Origin of the sequence: Streptomyces natalensis ATCC 27448 (assembly GCF_000935125.1) — a bacterium.
GTDB lineage: Bacteria > Actinomycetota > Actinomycetes > Streptomycetales > Streptomycetaceae > Streptomyces > Streptomyces natalensis.
Genome location: NZ_JRKI01000029.1, coordinates 403129 through 423785, shown reverse-complemented (window position 1 = coordinate 423785; position 20657 = coordinate 403129). Strand labels below are relative to the sequence as shown.

The following is a 20657-nucleotide window of genomic DNA, read 5'->3' as shown; positions in this document are numbered from 1 at the left end:
ACACATGGCTCGGGCGCGTACGGGGCGGGCAGGCTCGTTGACCGCGCCATCCGCAATGCCGCGTGCTCCGGCAGCATCAACTAGGGAAACCCGCAGTCCACCTTGACGAAGGATGGCGGGGAAACGGTCGGACGTGCGTGTCGGCGCTCTGTGCCCCAGGTCCGGCATACCCCCGAGCGATTGGCGTCCTGATGTCGAACGAGGAGAAGCTGCGCGAGTACCTCAAGCGCGCGATCGCGGACCTTCACGAGACTCGTCAGCAATTGGACGAGACCGAGGCGAAGCAGCGAGAGCCCCTCGCGATCGTGTCGATGGCCTGCCGCTTCCCCGGCGGCGTCCGTTCGCCCGAGGAGCTGTGGGAGCTGCTGCGCGACGGCGTCGACGCGGTTTCCTCCTTCCCCCGTAACCGCGGCTGGGACCTGGACGCGCTCTACCACTCCGACCCGGCCCACCAGGGCACCAGCTATGCGCGCGAGGGCGGATTCCTGCATGACGCGGGCGAGTTCGACCCCGGCTTCTTCGGGATCTCCCCGCGCGAGGCGCTCGCCATGGACCCCCAGCAGCGGCTGCTGCTGGAGACCGCATGGGAAGCCGTCGAGCGGGCCGGTATCGACCCGGAGTCCCTCGCGGGCAGCCGAACGGGTGTCTTTGTCGGCACCGGGCACGGAGGGTACGACGCCGAGGGCCGACGGCGTGCCGACGAGGTCGGCGGGCACTTGCTGACGGGCAATCACATCAGCATCGCCTCCGGCCGGATTTCGTATGTCCTGGGGCTGGAAGGCCCTGCCCTGACCGTGGACACGGCCTGCTCCTCGTCGCTGGTCGCCCTGCATCTGGCGATGCACGCGCTGCGGCGCGACGAATGCGCCATGGCCCTGGTGGGCGGCGCGACCGTGATGTCCACGCCGCAGATGTTCGTGGAGTTCTCCCGCCAGCGCGGCCTTGCCCCCGACGGCCGCTGCAAGCCGTTCGCGGCCGCCGCCGACGGCACCGGCTGGAGCGAGGGTGTCGGACTGCTGCTCGTCGAGCGGCTCAGTGACGCCGTACGCAACGGCCATCCCGTCCTCGCCGTGCTGAAGGGCTCGGCCGTCAACCAGGACGGCGCGTCCAACGGCCTGACCGCCCCCAACGGCCCCTCGCAGCAACGCGTCATCCGCCAGGCGCTGACCGGCGCGGGCCTCGCCGCCTCGGACATCGACGCCGTGGAGGCGCACGGCACCGGCACCACCCTCGGCGACCCCGTCGAGGCGCACGCCCTGCTGGCCACCTACGGGCAGCAGCGCCCCGCCGACCGGCCCGTGCGGATCGGCTCCATGAAGTCCAACATCGGGCACACCCAGGCCGCCGCCGGTATCGCCGGCGTGATGAAAATGGTCCTGGCGATGCGGCACGGGCACCTGCCCAGGACCCTGCACCTGGACGAGCCCACCGGGCACGTCGACTGGAGCGAGGGCAACGCCAGGCTCCTCGCGGAGCCCGAGCCCTGGCCGAGCGCCGGCCGGCCCCGTCGCGCCGCCGTCTCCTCCTTCGGCATCAGCGGCACCAACGCCCACGTCATCCTGGAGCAGGCGCCCGCCCACGAGGCCGAACCGGCCCCCGAACCGGCCGCCCGGCCGGGCGCGCTGCCCTGGATCCTGTCCGCCCGCACCGAAGCGGGCCTGCGTGCCCAGGCCGACCGCCTCGGCCGCCACCTACGGGACCGCGCCGACCTCGAACCGGCCGCCGTCGCCCATGCGCTCGCGGACACCCGGACCCTCATGGAACACCGCGCGGTAGTCGTCGCGGGCGACCGGGAGGAGTTCCTGCGCGGCCTGGACGCCCTCGCCGCGGGCCGCACCGCCAACGGCCTGGTCAGCGGCGTCGCCGTCAAGGCCGCCAGCGCGTTCCTCTTCGCCGGGCAGGGCTCCCAGCGACCGGGCATGGGGCGCGAACTGCACGCCGCGCACCCCGTGTTCGCCACGGCCTTCGACGCGGTGTGCGCCGAACTGGACCCACACCTGGACCGGCCGCTGCGCGACATCGTCTTCGCCGAGGAAGGCAGCGCCGAGGCCGCCCTGCTCGACCAGACCGCCTACACCCAGGCCGCGCTCTTCGCCCTGGAAACCGCCCTGTTCCGGCTCGTCGAATCCTGGGGCGTGGCACCCCGGTTCGTCGCCGGACACTCCATCGGCGAGCTGACCGCCGCCCACGTCAGTGGCGTGCTGACCCTCCACGACGCCGCACGGCTGGTCGCCGCGCGCGGCACCCTCATGCAGGCGCTGCCCGCAGGCGGCGCCATGGTGGCGGTCCAGGCCACCGAGGACGAGATCCGCGAGCGTCTCGCCGGCCACGAGGACCACGTCGCCCTCGCGGCCGCCAACGGGCCCGATTCCACCGTCATTTCGGGCGACGAACAGGCCGTCACCGAGATCGCGGCCCACTGGGAGGCACAGGGCCGCCGCACCAAGCGGCTGCGGGTCAGCCACGCCTTCCACTCCCCGCACATGGACGACATGCTGGAGGACTTCCGGCGCGTCGCCCGCGGTCTGACCTTCCACGCCCCCCGCATCCCCGTGGTGTCCACGGTGACCGGCGCGCTCGCCACCGAAGACGAACTGCGCTCGCCCGACTACTGGGTGCGGCAGGTCCGCGAAACCGTCCGCTTCTGTGCTGCCGTGCGCACCCTTGAGGCCGAGGGCGTCACCACCTTCGTGGAGATCGGCACCGGCGGCGTCCTCACCCCCATGGTCCAGGACTGTCTGACCACCCTCGAAGAGCCCGTTCTCGTCCCTCTGCTGCGCACCGGCCGCCCCGAAACCGTCGCTCTCACCGAGGGCGTCGCCACCGCCTTCGTGCACGGTGTCCCCGTCGACCGGTCCGCCTTCCCGGGCGCGCCCGGTACCTCCCGCGCGGACCTGCCCACCTACGCCTTCCAGCGTCAGTGGTACTGGCTGGACCCGGCCGACCACGACGAGGGGGAGGCGGCCGCCGCCGAAGCGGGCGAGGCCGGATTCTGGGCGGCCGTCGAACGCGAGGACCTCCAGGAGCTGTCGGCCGTCCTGGCCATCGACGGCAGCGAAGCGGACTCCCTCGGCAGCTTCCTGCCCACCCTCTCCTCCTGGCGCAGGCAGCGCAGGACCCAGGCCGCCGCGGACCGCTTCAGCTACCGCACCCACTGGGCCCCGCGCACCGCCTCGGGCGGCCCCACCGCCACCGGGCACTGGCTCGTCGTCCTGCCCGAAGGCGGCACCGACGACCCGTGGACCGCCCGCCTCCTGGACGCGCTGAACGACCAGGGCCTGCACACCGACGTACGCGAACTGCCCGCCGACCACGAGCCCGACGCCTGGCCCGACACCCCCGTGGACGGCGTGCTCTGTCTGCTGGCACTCGACGAGCGGCCCCACCCGCTCCTGCCCTCCGTACCGCGCGGCCTGGCCGCCACCACCACGCTGCTGCGCGCCCTGGAGGGCGCGGGCATCCAGGCACCGCTGTGGTGCGTGACCCGCGGCGCCGTCGCCGTCGACCGGCACGAGGCGCTCAAGAGCCCCTTACAGGCACAGACATGGGGCCTGGGCCGGGTGGCCGCCCTGGAGTCCCCGCAGAGCTGGGGCGGGCTCATCGACCTGCCCGACAACCTGGACGGACGGGCCGTCTCCGCGCTGCTGAGCACCCTCGCCGGGGAGGAGGACCAGGTCGCCGTCCGCCCCGCCGGGGTCTTCGCCCGCCGCCTGGAACGGATCACACCCGGCGGCGACACCGGCGACCGGTGGAGCACCCACGGCACCGTCCTGGTCACCGGCGGCACCGGTGCCCTCGGCGCGCACCTCGCCCACTGGCTGGCCGACGCCGGAGCCGAACACCTCGTGCTCACCGGCCGCCGCGGCCCGCAGGCCCCCGGCGCACCGGAACTCGCGGCCGCCCTCACCGACCGGGGCGTCAAGGTCACCCTCGCCGCCTGCGACGCCGCCGACCGTGATGCGCTGGCGGCCGTCCTCGCGGACATCCCGCCGCACCTGCCGCTGACCGGCGTCGTCCACGCCGCGGGCGTACTGGACGACGGCGTACTGGACGCGCTCACCCCCGAGCGCTTCGAGACCGTACTGCGCCCCAAGGCGCGGGCCGCACAGAACCTGCACGAACTCACCCAGGACCTCGACCTGGACCACTTCGTGCTGTTCTCCTCGATCGTCGGCGTCCTGGGCAACGCCGGACAGGCCAACTACGCCGCCGCCAACGCCTACTTGGACGCCCTCGCCGAACACCGTCTCGCCCAGGGGCTCCCGGCCACCTCCGTGTCCTGGGGCCCCTGGGCAGGCGGCGGCATGGCCACCGACAGCGACGCCGCCGACCGGATGAGCCGCGACGGACTGCTGCCCATGGCCGCGGCCCCCGCGCTCGCCGCCCTGCGCCAGGCCCTCGCCCAGGGCATGACACAGGTGACCGTGGCCGACATCGACTGGAGCGCATACGCCCCCGCCCTGACCGCCGTCCGCCCCAGCCCCCTCATCGGCGACCTGCCCGAGGCACGCCGCGCGCTCGGCCCCGCAGAAGGCCCCCGCCGGGAACGCTCCCCCCTGCGCGACCGGATCGGCGCACTGCCGCCCGCCGAACAGGAAAAGGCATTCCTGACCATGGTCAGGGAAGAGGCCGCGAGGGTACTGGGACACCCCTCGCCGGACACCGTCGATGCCCAACGCGCCTTCCGCGAGCAGGGGTTCGACTCCCTGATGGCCGTCGACCTGCGCAACCGGCTCTCCGCCGCGACGGGCCTGCGGCTGCCCGCCACCCTGCTGTTCGACCACCCCCCCCCCCTTGCGGCCGCCGCCTGCCTGCGCTCCGAAGTCCTGGGCGCCGCAGGACCCGCCACGGTCGTTCAGGCATCGACCGCCGCCCTCGACGAACCGGTGGCGATCATCGGCATGGCCTGCCGCTTCCCCGGCGGCGTGCACTCACCCGAGGCCCTGTGGCGGCTGCTGGCCGAGGGCGGCGACGCCATCACCCCCATGCCCGCCGACCGGGGCTGGGACCTGGACCGGCTCTACCACCCCGACCCCGACCACCAGGGCACCAGCTACGCCCGCGGCGGCGGCTTCCTGGACGGCGCGGCCGACTTCGACGCGGACTTCTTCGGCATCTCGCCGCGCGAGGCCCTCGCCATGGACCCGCAGCAGCGGCTGCTCCTGGAAACCACCTGGGAGGTGCTCGAACAGGCGGGGATCGACCCGGAATCCCTGCGGGGCAGCAGCACCGGTGTCTTCGCGGGCACCAACACCCAGGACTACGGCACGGCCCTGGACGCGGCACAGGACGAAGCCGGCGGACACCGGCTCACCGGCAACGCGATGAGCGTCGTCTCCGGCCGGGTCTCCTACACCTTCGGCTTCGAGGGACCGGCCCTCACCGTGGACACGGCGTGCTCCTCCTCGCTGGTGGCCCTGCACATGGCCGCGCAGGCGCTGCGCCAGGGCGAATGCTCCCTGGCGGTCGCGGGCGGTGTGACGGTGATGGCCACCCCGTCCTCCTTCGTGGAGTTCGCCCGGCAGCGCGGGCTGGCCCCCGACGGCCGCTGCAAGCCGTTCGCGGCGGCCGCCGACGGCACCGGCTGGAGCGAGGGCGTCGGCCTGCTGCTCGTGGAACGGCTCAGCGACGCCCGCCGAAACGGCCACCAGGTGCTCGCCGTCGTCCGCGGTTCGGCGGTCAACCAGGACGGCGCGTCCAACGGTCTGAGCGCACCCAGCGGCCCGTCCCAGCAGCGGGTGATCCGGCAGGCCCTGGCGAACGCCCGGGTGGCCGCCTCCGAGGTCGACGCCGTGGAGGCCCACGGCACGGGCACCACGCTCGGTGACCCGATCGAGGCCCAGGCGCTGCTGGCCACCTACGGCCAGGAGCGGCCGCCGGAGCGGCCGCTGCTGCTCGGCGCGGTGAAGTCCAACCTCGGCCACACCCAGGCCGCCGCCGGTGTGGCGGGCGTGATGAAGATGGTGCTGGCGATGCGGCACGGCATGCTGCCGCGCACCCTGCACGTCGACGAGCCCACCGGGCATGTCGACTGGACCGCGGGCGCGGTCGAGCTGCTCACCGAGCACACGGACTGGCCCGAGACCGGCCACCCCCGGCGCGCCGCGGTCTCCGCGTTCGGCATCAGCGGCACCAATGCGCACGTGGTGCTGGAACTGCCCGCAGCCGAACAGCCCTTGGTCGAACAGCCCTCGGCCGCGGAGCCCGACGCGCCGGCCACCGCTCCCGACCGGACGCCCACCGCCTCCGACGGGACGGCGCCGCTGCTGCTCTCCGCCAAGAGCGAGAGCGCCCTGCGCGCCCAGGCGGCCCGGCTGCACTCCCACCTGGAGCGCGACCCCGCGCTCCGGCTCACGGACGCCGCGTACACGCTGATGACGCACCGCACGGCCTTCGCCCACCGCGCGGCCGTCCGCGCCGCCGACCACGAAGCCGCGCTGCGCGCCCTGACCGCCCTGGCTGCGGGCGAGGCCGACCCCGCCGTGGACACCGGCACCGCCCACACCGGCCGGGACGCCGTCCTCTTCTCCGGCCAGGGATCGCAACGCATCGGAATGGGCCGGGAGTTGTCCGGCCGCTACCCGGTGTTCGCAGAGGCCTTCGACACCGTGTGCGCGGCCTTGGACGAGCATCTGGACCGCCCCCTGCGGGACGTGGTCCGGGGCGAGGACGAGGAGCTGCTGAACCGGACCGTCTACGCCCAGGCGGGGCTGTTCGCCATCGAGGTGGCCCTCTTCCGGCTCGTGGAGTCCTGGGGCGTACGGCCGCACTACGTGGCCGGGCATTCCGTCGGCGAGATCGCCGCCGCGCACGTCGCCGGGGTGTTCTCGCTGGCCGATGCCTGCGCGCTGGTGGCGGCACGCGGACGGCTGATGCAGGCGCTGCCCGCCGGCGGCGCGATGGCGGCGATCCGGGCGACGGAGGACGAAGTCCTCCCGCACCTGGCGGACAGCGTCTCGATCGCGGCCGTCAACGGCCCGTCGTCGGTCGTCGTCTCCGGCGCCGAGCACGCCGTGCTCTCCATCGCCGCGCACTTCGAGGGCGCGGGCCGCAAGACCACCAGGCTGCGGGTCTCGCACGCCTTCCACTCCCCGCTCATGGACCCGATGCTGGCCGACTTCCGCGCCGTCGCCGAGGGCCTGACCTACGGCGAGCCGGAGCTGGCCGTCGTATCGAACGTCACCGGCCAACTCGCCACCCCGGACCAGCTGCGCACCCCCGAGTACTGGGTGACCCATGTCCGCGCGGCGGTGCGCTTCGCGGACGGGATACGGGCTCTGGGGGCGGAAGGGGTGACGCGGTTCCTCGAACTCGGCCCGGACGGCGTCCTGTCGGCCTTGGCCAGGGAGTCGGCACCGGACGACGCCGTGTGCACTCCCGTGCTGCGCAAGGACCGCTCCGAGGCGGCGACCCTCCTCGCGGCCCTGACGCACCTGCACGTACACGGAACCGAGATCGACTGGACCGCGTTCCTCGCCGGCCGCGACGCGCACGCCGTCGACCTGCCCACGTACGCCTTCCAGCACCAGCGGTTCTGGCCGACCCCCGACCACACCCGCACCGGTGACCTGGGCGCCGTCGGCCTCGAAGCGACCGGGCACCCGCTGCTGAGCGCCGCCGTGGAACTGCCGGACGGTGAGGGCCTGTTGTTCACCACCCGCCTCTCGCTCCAGACCCACCCCTGGCTGGCCGGGCACGTCGTCATGGGCTCGGTCCTGCTGCCGGGGACGGCCTTCGCCGAACTCGCCCTCCGCGCCGCCGACGAGGTGGGCTGCGACCGCGTCGACGAACTGACCCTGGCCGCCCCGCTCGTCCTGCCCGAGCACGGCGGCGTACAGCTCCAGCTGCGGGTGGGCCCCGCCGACGCGTCCGGCCGCCGCACCCTGACCGCCCGCTCCAGGGCGGAGGGCGACGGCGACCGCCCGTGGGTCCAGCACGCCACCGGCGTCCTCGCGGAAGGGGAGTCGACGCCCGAACCCGGCTACGACTTCCACACCGAGTCCTGGCCGCCCGCCGACGCCGCGCCCGTCGAACTGTCCGGCCTCTACCCGGACTTCGCCGCACACGGTTTCGACTACGGTCCCCACTTCCAGGGGCTGCGGACCGCCTGGCGCCGAGGCGACGAGGTGTTCGCCGAGGTCGCCCTGCCCGCCGAGGCCGAAGGCGAGGCATCCGCGTACGGACTCCATCCGGCGCTGCTCGACGCCGCCCTGCACGTCGTCGCGTTCAACGGAGTGGACCGCGGCGTCGTGCCGTTCTCCTGGGAGAGCGTCGCGCTGCACGCCACCGGCGCCTCGGCCGTACGGATCCGGGTCGTCCGGCACAGCGGCGACACGGTCTCCGTGGATGTCGCCGACACCACCGGCGAGCCCGTCGCCTCCATCGGCACGCTCGTCCTGCGGGCGGTCTCCGCCGACCAGTTGGCGGGCGGCGCGGACCCGGCCGTCCGCGATGCGCTGTTCCGCGTGCAGTGGAACCCCGTACGCCTGCCCCCGGCCGGGGCCGCGGTGACCGTGGCGACGCTCGGCTCCCTTGCCGGCGCACCGTTCGACGGCTACCCGGACCTGGCGTCCCTGGCCCGGTCCGGTCGTGTGGCGGGTGCGGTGCTGGTACCGGTGGAAGCCGGTGCCGGCGAGGTGGTGGCGGACGATGTCGTGGGGGCGACGCACGCAACGGCCGCCCGGGCGCTGGACCTGGCCCGGTCGTGGCTGGCCGATGACCGGTTCGCGGCCTCGCGCCTGGTGTTCGTGACGCGTGGCGCGGTGTCCGGTGCGGATCTCGCGGGTGCGGCGGTGTGGGGTCTGGTGCGGTCGGCGCTGTCGGAGCACCCGGGCCGCTTCGGTCTGGTGGATCTGGATGACGATGCCGAACTGGCGCTGGTGCCACGGGTGTTGGCGTCGGATGAGCCGCAGCTGCTGGTGCGCGGTGGTGAGGTGCTGGCGGCGCGGCTGGCCCGGGCGCAGTCCTCGCACGCGGTGACCTGGGATCCGTCCGGCACGGTGCTCGTCACCGGTGGCACGGGTGGTCTGGGCCGTGTGATGGCACGTCACTTGGTGGTGGAACACGGGGTACGGAACCTGCTGCTGGTCAGCCGCCGTGGGCCCGCCGCCGAAGGTGCCGAAGAGCTGGTGACGGAGCTCCGGCACAGCGGTGCCGAAGTGGCCGTCGAAGCCTGTGATGTCACCGACGCGGCCGCCGTGGCCGACCTGGTGGCCCGGCACCGGATCAGCGCTGTGGTGCATACGGCCGGTGTCCTGGATGACGGTGTGGTGGAGTCGCTGACACCGGAGCGGCTGTCGGCGGTGTTGCGTCCGAAGGTGGATGCGGCCTGGAACCTGCACGAGGCGACCAGGGATCTGGACCTGGACGCGTTCGTGGTCTTCTCCTCAGTGGCAGGCACGATCGGGAGCCCCGGTCAGGCCAACTACGCGGCGGGCAACGCCTTCCTGGATGCCCTGGCCCACCACCGTCGGGCGGCGGGTCTTCCGGCGGCGTCGCTGGCATGGGGCCCCTGGTCCCGGGACGGCGGCATGACCGGCACCCTGACCGACGTCGACCTCCAGCGCATCGCCCGGCAGGGCATGCCCGAACTCACCCCCGCACAGGGCGTGGCCCTCTTCGACGCCGCGCTGGCGGCCGGTGACGCCCACCTGCTCCCCGTACGCTTCGACTGGGCGTCCCTGCGCGCCCAGGGCGAGGTGCCACCGCTGTTGCGCGGCCTGATCAGGACCCGTGCCCGGCGCTCGGCGGTCGGCGGCTCGGCCGCGGCAGCCGGCCTGGTGGGACGCCTGAGCGGACGGGGAACGGTGGAGCGGCGCGAGGTGCTCCTGGACCTGGTACGGGCCCAGATCGCGGTCGTCCTGGGCCACGCGAACCCGGAGACGATCGAGTCCACCCGTGTCTTCCAGGACCTCGGCTTCGACTCCCTGACCGCGGTCGAACTCCGCAACCGCCTCAACAACGCGACCGGCCTGCGCCTTTCGGCCACCGCCGTCTTCGACTACCCCACGGCGGACGCGCTCGTCGACTTCCTGCTGGACGAGCTGTTCGGCGCGCAGGAGGAGGCCGAGCTGCCGGCGCCGGTGCCGTCACCGGCGGGGGCCGCCGACGACCCGGTCGTGATCGTCGGCATGAGCTGCCGCTACCCGGGCGGCGTCGGCTCGCCCGAGGACCTGTGGCGCCTGGTGTCGGAGGGCGTGGACGCGGTGTCCGACTTCCCCACCGACCGTGGATGGGACGTGGAGAGCCTCTACAGCCCCGACCCCGAGGCGCTCGGCACCTCGTACACCCGCTCCGGTGGATTCCTCCACGAGGCGGCGGAGTTCGACCCCGATTTCTTCGGGATGAGCCCGCGCGAGGCGCTGGCGACCGACGCCCAGCAGCGGCTGCTGCTGGAGACGACCTGGGAGGCCATCGAGCGCACGGGCATCGACCCGGCGTCGCTGCGGGGCAGCCGTACGGGCGTCTTCGCGGGCGTGATGTACACCGACTACGGCGACCTCCTCGTCGGCGACCAGTTCGAGGGCTACCGCAGCAACGGCAGCGCGGCCAGCATCGCCTCCGGCCGGGTCTCGTACACCTTCGGTTTCGAGGGTCCGGCGGTCACGGTGGACACGGCATGCTCGTCGTCCCTGGTCGCCCTGCACTGGGCGGCGCAGTCGCTGCGCTCGGGCGAGTGCTCGCTCGCGGTCGCGGGCGGTGTGACGGTGATGTCCACACCGACGACGTTCGTCGAGTTCTCGCGGCAACGCGGACTGTCGGCGGACGGCCGCTGCAAGGCGTTCGCCGATGCGGCCGACGGCGTCGGCTGGGGCGAGGGCGTCGGCATGCTCGTACTGGAGCGTCTGTCGGACGCGCGCCGCAACGGGCACCGGGTGCTCGCGGTGGTGCGCGGCAGTGCGGTGAACCAGGACGGTGCGTCCAATGGTCTGACGGCGCCGAACGGCCCCGCCCAGCAGCGGGTGATCCGGCAGGCGCTGGCGAGTGCGGGGCTGTCGGCGGCGGATGTGGACGCGGTGGAGGCGCACGGTACGGGTACGACGCTGGGCGATCCGATCGAGGCCCAGGCGCTGCTCGCCACGTATGGCCAGGAGCGACCTGAGGACCGGCCGTTGCTGCTGGGGTCGGTCAAATCCAACATCGGTCATGCGCAGGCGGCTTCGGGTGTGGCGGGTGTCATCAAGATGGTGCTGGCGATGCGGCACGGTGTGCTGCCTCGGACGCTGCATGTGGATGAACCGTCGTCGCATGTCGACTGGAGTGCCGGTGCCGTCGAGCTGCTGACCTCCGAGGCCGAGTGGCCGCAGGGCGAGGGGCCGCGCCGCGCGGGCGTCTCCTCCTTCGGCGTCAGCGGGACGAACGCGCATGTGATCCTGGAGCAGCCCGGACCGGACGCGGCCGACGCCGCACCGGACGCCACGGTGACCGATCCCGGCGCGCTGGCATGGGTGCTCTCCGCACGGAACGAAGCGGCCCTGCGCTGCCAGGCGGCGCGCCTGCTGTCCCTGGTCGCCGGCAGTGACGCGCTGTGCGCGCGGGACATCGGCCACTCGCTGGTGACCGGGCGGTCGAGCTTCGCCCACCGTGCGGTGGTGTGGGGCCAGGACCGCGACGCACTGGTGCGTGCCCTGTCCGCACTCGCGGTGGGCGAGGCCGACGCCGGTCTGGCGGAGGGCGCGTCCGGCGCGGGGAGGACGGCCTTCCTGTTCTCGGGCCAGGGATCACAACGGCTGGGAATGGGATGGGAGTTGTACGCTCGCTACCCGGTGTTCGCGGACGCATTCGACGCCGTGTGCGCGGCCTTGGACGAGCACCTGGAGCGCCCCCTGCGGGACGTGGTCTGGGGCGAGGACGCGGAGCTGCTGAACCAGACCGCGTACGCCCAGGCCGGGCTGTTCGCGATCGAGGTGGCGCTGTACCGGCTGGCGGAATCGTGGGGCATGCGCCCGGACTTCGTGGCGGGGCATTCGATCGGTGAGGTCGCCGCGGCCCATGTGTCGGGTGTCTTCTCGCTCCCGGATGCCTGTGCGCTGGTGGCGGCCCGAGGCCGACTGATGCAGCAACTGCCCTCCGGCGGCGCGATGATGGCGATCCGGGCGACCGAGGACGAGGTCCTTCCGCATCTGGCGGAAGGCGTCTCGCTCGCGGCGGTCAATGGCCCGTCGTCGGTCGTGATCTCGGGCGCCGAGGACGCGGTGCTGGCCATCGCGGCGCACTTCGCGGGGGAGGGGCGCAAAACCACCCGACTGCGGGTCTCGCATGCCTTCCACTCGCCGCTCATGGAACCGATGCTGGAGGAATTCCGCGCGGTGGTGACACGGCTGTCCTTCGGCACGCCGACGATCCCCGTCGTCTCCAACCTGACGGGCCGCCTCGCCGAACCCGAACAGCTCGCGCACGCCGACTACTGGGTCCGGCACGTCCGCGAGGCAGTGCGCTTCGCGGACGGGATACAGGCGCTGCGGGCGGAAGGGGTGACGCGGTTCCTGGAGCTCGGCCCGGACGGTGTGCTGTCGGCGATGGCCCGCGAGTCGGCATCGGACGACGCCGTGCTCGCGCCCGTACTGCGCAGGGACCGGCCCGAGGAGACGGCGCTGCTGGGCGCCCTGGCGCAGCTGTACGTCCGGGGTGCGCACGTGGACTGGACGGTGCCGTTCGCCGGTTCGGGTGCGCGCTGGGCGGATCTGCCGACGTACGCGTTCCAGCACGAGCGGTTCTGGCCGTCGGGCGGTGTGGCACGTCCGGGCGATGTGCGGTCCGCGGGCCTGGGCTCGGCCGGGCATCCGCTGCTGGGCGCGGCGGTGGAACTGGCGGGCTCGGGCGGCCTGTTGTTCACGGGCCGGCTGTCGGTGTCCTCGCACCCGTGGCTGGCGGACCATGTGGTGCTGGGCTCCGTCCTCGTGCCCGGCACCGCGCTGGTGGAACTGGTGCTGCGGGCGGCCGACGAGGCCGGCTGTGACCTCCTGGAGGAGCTGACGCTCGCCGCACCGCTGGTGCTGCCCGCCTCGGGCGCCGCGGTCCAGGTTCAGGTAGCGGTGGGCGAGCCCGATGAGGCGGGCCGCCGGCCGGTCTCGGTCCATGCACGTGAGGGCGAGGGCCCATGGACGCTGCACGCCAGTGGTGCGGTGACCTCGGGCGCCGAAGTGCCCCCCTTCGACGCCACCGTATGGCCGCCCAAGGGCGCGGAGCCCGTGGACGTGGCGGACTGCTACGACGTACTCGCCGATGCCGGGCTCACCTACGGCCCGGCCTTCCACGGCCTGCAAGCGGCCTGGAAGCTCGGTGGGGACGTCTACGCCGAGGCGAAGCTCCCCGAGAGCACCGACGGCGACGCATACGGTCTGCACCCCGCGCTCTTCGACGCCGCGCTGCACGCGTCGGCGCTGGGCGGCGCGGAAGCGGGCGGAGTCCCGTTCTCCTGGGCCGGAGTGTCGCTGCACGCGACCGGCGCCTCGCACCTCCGCGTCCGCATCCGCGAAGCGGGCGGCGCGCTGTCGGTCGCGATCGCGGACACGTCCGGCGCGCCGGTCGCCTCGGTGGAGTCGCTGGTGATACGTCCGCTCTCGGCCGGGCAGGTGCAGGCCGCCGACCGTGACGCCCTCTTCAAGGCCGACTGGGTCCCCGTACCGCTCACGGACGAACGCGTCGAGCCGGGCACCGGCCCGGAGGGCGAGCCGCTGCGGACGTACGCGGATCTGGATTCCCTGGAGGGCGCGGCCGTGCCCGGGACGGTCCTGGTCGCGCCGCCTTCCGGCGCTGCCGGGACGGTGGAGTCCGTACACGCCGCGACCGTCTGGGCGCTGGAGATGGTGCAGGCGTGGCTGGCCGACGACCGGTTCGCCACCTCGCGACTGGTGTTCGTCACCCGCGGCGCGGCCTTCGGCGCGGATCTTGCGGCGGCCGCCGTCCGGGGCCTGGTGCGCTCGGCACAGTCGGAGAACCCGGGCCGCTTCGGCCTGGTGGACATGGACGGCGACGCCGATACGACCGTACCGGCGCAAGCGCTCGCGACCGACGAGCCCGAACTGCTGGTGCGTGGTGGTGAGGTGCTGGCGGCCCGGCTGGTCCGGGCGCAGTCCTCGCACACGGTGACGTGGGATCCGTCCGGTACGGTCCTGATCACCGGCGGGACCGGTGGGCTGGGCCGTAGTGTCGCCCGGCACTTGGTGAGCGAGCACGGGGTGCGCAGTCTGCTGCTGGTCAGCCGCCGTGGTCCCGCGGCCGAGGGTGCCGGGGAGTTGGTGGCCGAACTCAGGGGCAGTGGCGCCGAGGTGGTCATCGAGGCTTGTGATGTGACCGATGCGGTGGCGGTGGCCGATCTGGTGGCTCGGCATCGGATCAGTGCTGTGGTGCATACGGCCGGTGTTCTGGATGACGGTGTGGTGGAGTCGCTGACGCCGGAGCGGCTTGCGGTGGTGTTGCGTCCGAAGGTGGATGCGGCCTGGAACCTGCACGAGGCGACCAGGGGTCTGGATCTGGATGCGTTTGTGGTGTTCTCGTCCGTGGCAGGCACTTTCGGCAGTGCGGGTCAGGCCAATTACGCGGCGGGTAATGCTTTCCTGGACGCGCTGGCGTATCACCGTCGGGCGGTGGGTCTGCCGGCGGTGTCGCTGGCGTGGGGCCCTTGGTCGCAGGACGGTGGTATGACCGGCACCTTGAGCGACGCCGATGTCCAGCGCATCGCCCGGCAGGGCATGCCGCCGCTGACCGTCGAGGAGGGTCTGGCCCTCTTCGACGCCGCGCTCGGCAGCGCCGAACCCATGGCACTCCCGGTCCGCCTGGACCTGGCGGCGCTGCGGGCACAAGGCGAGCCCCAGCCACTGCTGCGCGGCCTCATCCGGACGAGGACCCGCCGGTCCGGCGCCGCCGCGGCATCCGGCATCGCGCAGCGCCTTGCCGGGCTGTCCACGGCGGAGCGGCGCGAGGCGCTGCTCGATGTCGTACGGGCCCAGATCGCGACGGTCCTGGGCCACGCCGGCCCGGAAACGATCGCCCCTGACCGGGCCTTCCAGGACCTCGGCCTCGACTCCCTGACGGCGATCGAACTCCGTAACCTGCTCGGCAAGGCCACCGGGCTGCGGCTCCCGGCAACGACCGTGTTCGACTACCCGACGGTGGATGCCCTGGCCGCCCACCTCTTGGACGAACTGTTCGGCGCGGAGACGGGGACCGCGACGGAGACGCCCCTCCCGGTGCCCGGCCTGCCGTCCCTGGCGGACGATCCGGTCGTGATCGTCGGCATGAGCTGCCGCTTCCCCGGCGGCGTCGCCTCGCCGGAGGACCTGTGGCGCCTGGTGGCGGACGGCGTGGACGCCGTCTCCGCCTTCCCGACCGACCGGGGCTGGGAGATCGACGACACCTACGACCCCGAGCGGGAGGGCGCCATCGCCACCCGTTCCGGTGGATTCCTCCACGACGCGGCGGAGTTCGACCCCGAGTTCTTCGGGATGAGCCCGCGCGAGGCCCTGACCACCGACGCCCAGCAGCGGCTGTTGCTGGAGACGACCTGGGAGGCGCTGGAGCGCGCCGGTATGGACCCGGCCACGCTCCGCGGCAGCCGCACGGGTGTCTTCGCCGGCGTGATGTACCACGACTACTCGACGCTGCTCTCCGGGCGCGAGTTCGAGGGCTACCAGGGCAGCGGCAGCGCAGGCAGTGTGGCCTCGGGCCGGGTCTCGTACACCTTCGGTTTCGAGGGTCCGGCGGTCACGGTGGACACGGCGTGCTCGTCGTCCCTGGTCGCCCTGCACCTGGCAGCACAGTCGCTGCGCTCGGGCGAGTGCTCGCTGGCGCTCGCGGGCGGTGTGACGGTGATGTCCACACCGCTGACCTTCGTGGAGTTCTCCCGCCAGGGCGGACTGTCGGCGGACGGCCGCTGCAAGGCGTTCGCCGATGCGGCCGACGGCGTCGGCTGGGCCGAAGGCGCCGGAATCCTGGTGCTGGAGCGTCTGTCGGACGCCCGCCGCAACGGGCACCGCATCCTCGCGACGGTGCGCGGCAGTGCGGTGAACCAGGACGGTGCGTCCAATGGTCTGACGGCGCCGAACGGTCCCGCCCAGCAGCGGGTGATCCGGCAGGCGCTGGCGAGTGCGGGGCTGTCGGCGGCGGATGTGGACGCGGTGGAGGCGCACGGTACGGGTACGACGCTGGGCGATCCGATCGAGGCCCAGGCGCTGCTCGCGACGTATGGCCAGGAGCGGCCGGAGGACCGGCCGTTGCTGCTCGGCTCCGTGAAGTCCAACATCGGTCACGCGCAAGCGGCTTCGGGTGTTGCCGGTGTCATCAAGATGGTGCTGGCGATGCGGCACGGTGTGCTGCCTCGGACGCTGCATGTCGACGAGCCGTCGTCGCATGTCGACTGGAGCGCCGGTGCCGTCGAGCTGCTGACCTCCGAGGCCGAGTGGCCGCAGGGCGAGGGGCCGCGCCGCGCGGGCGTCTCCTCCTTCGGCATCAGTGGGACGAACGCGCATGTGATCCTGGAGCAGCCCGAACCGGTCGCGGCGGAAACGGAATCGATCACGCCCGACACCGCACCGGACGCCGCCGAGGACGAGGCGGCCGATTCCGGGACGCCGGTGCCGGTACTGCTGTCCGGCAGGAGCGCATCGGCGCTGCGGGCCCAGGCAGCACGACTGCTGTCCCGACTCGACGGCGATCCGGGGCCGCGGATCACTGACGTCGCCTACTCCCTCGCGACCGGCCGTTCGGCCTTCCCGCACCGCGCGGTGATCCTCGCCGCGAACCGAGCGGACCTGCTGCACTCGCTGTCCGCCCTGGCCGAGGGCCACACCGAGGCGCCGGCCGTAGTCGCACAGGACCGAGCCCGCTCGGGCAAGCTGGCCTTCCTGTTCTCGGGGCAGGGATCGCAACGCCTGGGCATGGGACGGGAGTTGTACGGTCGCTACCCGGCGTTCGCCGAGGCCCTCGACGCGGTGTGCGCCGCCCTGGACGCCCACCTGGACCGTCCCCTGCGGGACGTCATCTGGGGCGAGGACGCGGAACTGCTGAACCGGACCGGGTACGCCCAGACAGGGCTGTTCGCCATCGAGGTGGCCCTGTTCCGCCTGCTGGAGTCGTGGGGCGTACGCCCGGACCACCTGCTGGGGCACTCCATCGGAGAAATCGCCGCGGCCCATGTGGCGGGCGTCCTCTCCCTCCCGGACGCCTGTGCGCTGGTGGCGGCCCGAGGTCGGCTGATGCAGCAACTGCCGTCCGGCGGCGCGATGATGGCGATCCGGGCGACCGAGGACGAGGTCCTTCCGCATCTGGCGGAAGGCGTCTCGCTCGCGGCGGTCAACGGGCCGTCGTCGGTCGTGGTCTCCGGCGCCGAGGACGAGGTACTCGCCCTCGCGGCGCACTTCGAGGAAGAGGGACGCAAGACCACCCGACTGCGGGTCTCGCACGCCTTCCACTCCCCGCTCATGGAACCGATGCTGGCCGACTTCCGGGCCGTCGCCGACGGCATGACCTACGCCGCGCCGCGCATCCCCGTGGTCTCCAACGTCACCGGCCGGCCCGCCACCGCGGAAGAGCTGTGCTGCGCCGAGTACTGGGTCGGCCACGTACGCGAGGCCGTACGGTTCGCCGACGGGGTCGGCGCGCTCCGCGAGCAGGGTGTGACGACGTTCCTGGAACTCGGCCCCGACGGCTCTCTCTCCGCGCTCGCCGCCGAATCCGCCGCCGACGACTCCGTACTGGCCCCCGTACTGCGCAAGAACCGCCCCGAGGCACCGGCACTGCTCACGGCCCTGGCACGACTGCACGCCCAGGGCACGCCGGTCGACTGGTCCGCCGCCTTCGCCGGTACGGGTGCGCGGTGGGTGGACCTGCCGACGTACGCATTCCAGCACGAGCGGTTCTGGCCGTCGGGCGGGGCGGCGCGCGCAGGCGATGTGCGGTCCGCGGGCCTGGGCTCGGCCGGGCACCCGCTGCTGGGTGCTGCGGTGGAACTGGCGGGCTCCGGCGGGCGGTTGCTCACCGGGCGGCTGTCCCTGTCCTCGCACCCGTGGCTGGCGGATCACGTGGTGCTGGGCTCCGTACTGGTGCCCGGCACGGCGCTCATGGAACTGGTGCTGCGGGCGGCCGACGAGGTGGACTGCGCCGCGGTGGACGAACTCACGCTCGCCGCGCCACTGGTCCTGCCCGCCTCGGGCGCCGCGATCCAGGTACAGGTATGGGTGGGCGAGCCCGATGAGGCGGGCCGCCGGCCGGTCTCGGTCCATGCACGCGAGGGCGAGGGCCCATGGACGCTGCACGCCGACGGCGCCCTGGCCCCGGCGGCCGAGACGGTGCCGTTCGATACCGCGATATGGCCCCCGCAGGGTGCCGAGCACCTGGACGCGGCGGGCTGTTACGAGCGGTTCGCGGACGCCGGATTCGCGTACGGCCCGGTGTTCCAGGGCCTGCGGGCGGCCTGGAAGCTCGGCGAGGACATCTACGCCGAGGTCGCACTCCCCGAAGGCACGGACGGCAACGCCTACGGCCTGCACCCCGCACTCTTCGACGCCGCGCTGCACGCAGCGCTCCTGGGCGGCGAGGGAACGGACGAAGCCGCGGTCCCCTTCTCCTGGAACGGGGTGACGCTCCACGCCACCGGCGCTTCCCGGGTGAGGGTACGCATCCGTCCCACCGAAGGCGGTACGTCGATAGCCCTCGTGGACACCGCCGGTGCGCCGGTCGCCTCGGTGCGATCCCTGACCGCACGTCCGATCACCGCCGGGCAGTTGCAGACCGGTGACCGCGATTCCCTTTTCCAGGTCGACTGGACCACCCTCCACCTCACGGACGAGCGCGCGAACTCCCTCGCCCTGCTCGGCAAGGACACCGAGGGCATCCTCGACACACTCTCCCTCCAGCCCCACGCGGACCTCGACGACCTCGCGGCGACGGGCGTCCACGACACCGTGCTCGCCCCGCTGCCCACCCGGACCGCCGGAACGGTGGAATCCGTCCATGCCGCCACGACAGGGGCACTGGCCCTGATCCGGTCCTGGCTGGCCGACGACCGGTTCGCCGCCTCGCGCCTGGTGTTCGTGACGCGTGGCGCGGTGTCCGGCACGGATCTCGCGGGTGCGTCGGTGTGGGGCCTGGTGCGGTCGGCGTTGTTGGAGCACCCGGGCCGCTTCGGTCTGGTGGACGTGGACGTGGACCAAGACGCTGAAGTGCCGCTTGTGCCAAGGGCGTTGGCGTCGGATGAACCGCAGGTGTTGGTGCGTGGTGGTGAGGTGCTGGCGGCCCGGCTGGTCCGGGCGCAGTCCTCGGACACGGTGACGTGGGATCCGTCCGGTACGGTCCTGATCACCGGCGGGACCGGTGGGCTGGGTCGTAGTGTCGCCCGGCACTTGGTGAGCGAGCACGGGGTGCGCAGTCTGCTGCTGGTCAGCCGCCGTGGTCCCGCCGCCGAGGGTGTCGATGCACTCGTTGCCGAACTTGCCGAGTGCGGCGCGCAGGTCACCGTCGAGGCTTGTGATGTGACTGACGCGGTGGCGGTGGCCGATCTGGTGGCTCGGCATCGGATCAGTGCTGTGGTGCATACGGCCGGTGTTCTGGATGACGGTGTGGTGGAGTCGCTGACGCCGGAGCGGCTGTCGGCGGTGCTGCGTCCGAAGGTGGATGCGGCCTGGAACCTGCACGAGGCGACCAGGGGTCTGGATCTGGATGCGTTTGTGGTGTTCTCGTCCGTGGCAGGCACCTTCGGCAGTGCGGGTCAGGCCAATTACGCGGCGGGTAATGCTTTCCTGGACGCGCTGGCGTATCACCGTCGGGCGGTGGGTTTGCCGGCGGTGTCGCTGGCGTGGGGCCCTTGGTCGCAGGACGGTGGTATGACCGGCACCTTGAGCGACGCCGATGTCCAGCGCATCGCCCGGCAGGGCATGCCGCCGCTGACCGTCGAGGAGGGTCTGGCCCTCTTCGACGCCGCGCTCGGCAGCGCCGAACCCATGGCACTCCCCGTCCGCCTGGACCTCGCGGCCCTACGGGCACAAGGCGAGCCCCAGCCACTGCTGCGCGGCCTCATCCGGACCCCGGGTCGACGCACGGCGGCGGCCGCGACGGAGGGCGACACCGCTGCCGCCTTCGCCGGGCGCCTGACCGGGCTGTCGGCGGCAGAAGGACGCGAGGTCGTACTGGGCGCCGTACGCAGCCAGATCGCGGGGGTCCTCGGACACGCCGAAGCCACGGAAATCGACCAGGACCGCGCCTTCCTGGACCTCGGATTCGACTCCCTCACCGCGGTCGAACTCCGCAACCGCCTGGGCGCCGTCACCGGAATCCGCCTGCCGGCGACCCTGCTCTTCGACTACCCGACGCCGGCAGAACTCGTCGCCCACCTCCATGCCCGGATCGCACCGGAGCCGACCGTCGGCCCGGAGGCGCTCCTGGGCGAACTCGAAAGGATGGAGAAGTCCTTCGGCGGACTCGACCTCACGGAGGAGATGCACGAACAGATAGCCGGCCGTCTGGAAGTCCTCCGGGCCAAGTGGGACGCCCTGCGGGACACGGCAGCGGCAGCCGGGCACGACGGTTCCCCGTCCGACGAGGACTTCGACTTCGAGTCCGCCTCCGACGACGAGGTCTTCGACCTCCTCGACAACGAACTCGGCCTGTCCTGACCTGCGCGGCAGAGACTCAGCGCCCCCCTTCCGGCCACGTGCCGGAAG

General features: G+C 73.0%; 1 protein-coding gene. It reads left to right on the top strand.

Translation table 11 applies throughout. The features are described from left to right. Positions 1–191: 191 nt before the first annotated feature. Positions 192–20609, top strand: coding sequence for a type I polyketide synthase (locus SNA_RS21385; protein WP_063894096.1), 20418 nt, complete (start codon positions 192–194; stop codon positions 20607–20609). Positions 20610–20657 lie beyond the last annotated feature (48 nt).

What these genes read in the sequence shown, in the direction of transcription:
- SNA_RS21385 (WP_063894096.1), top strand. Translation starts at nt 192, where the DNA reads ATGTCGAACGAGGAGAAGCTGCGCGAGTACCTCAAGCGCGCGATCGCG.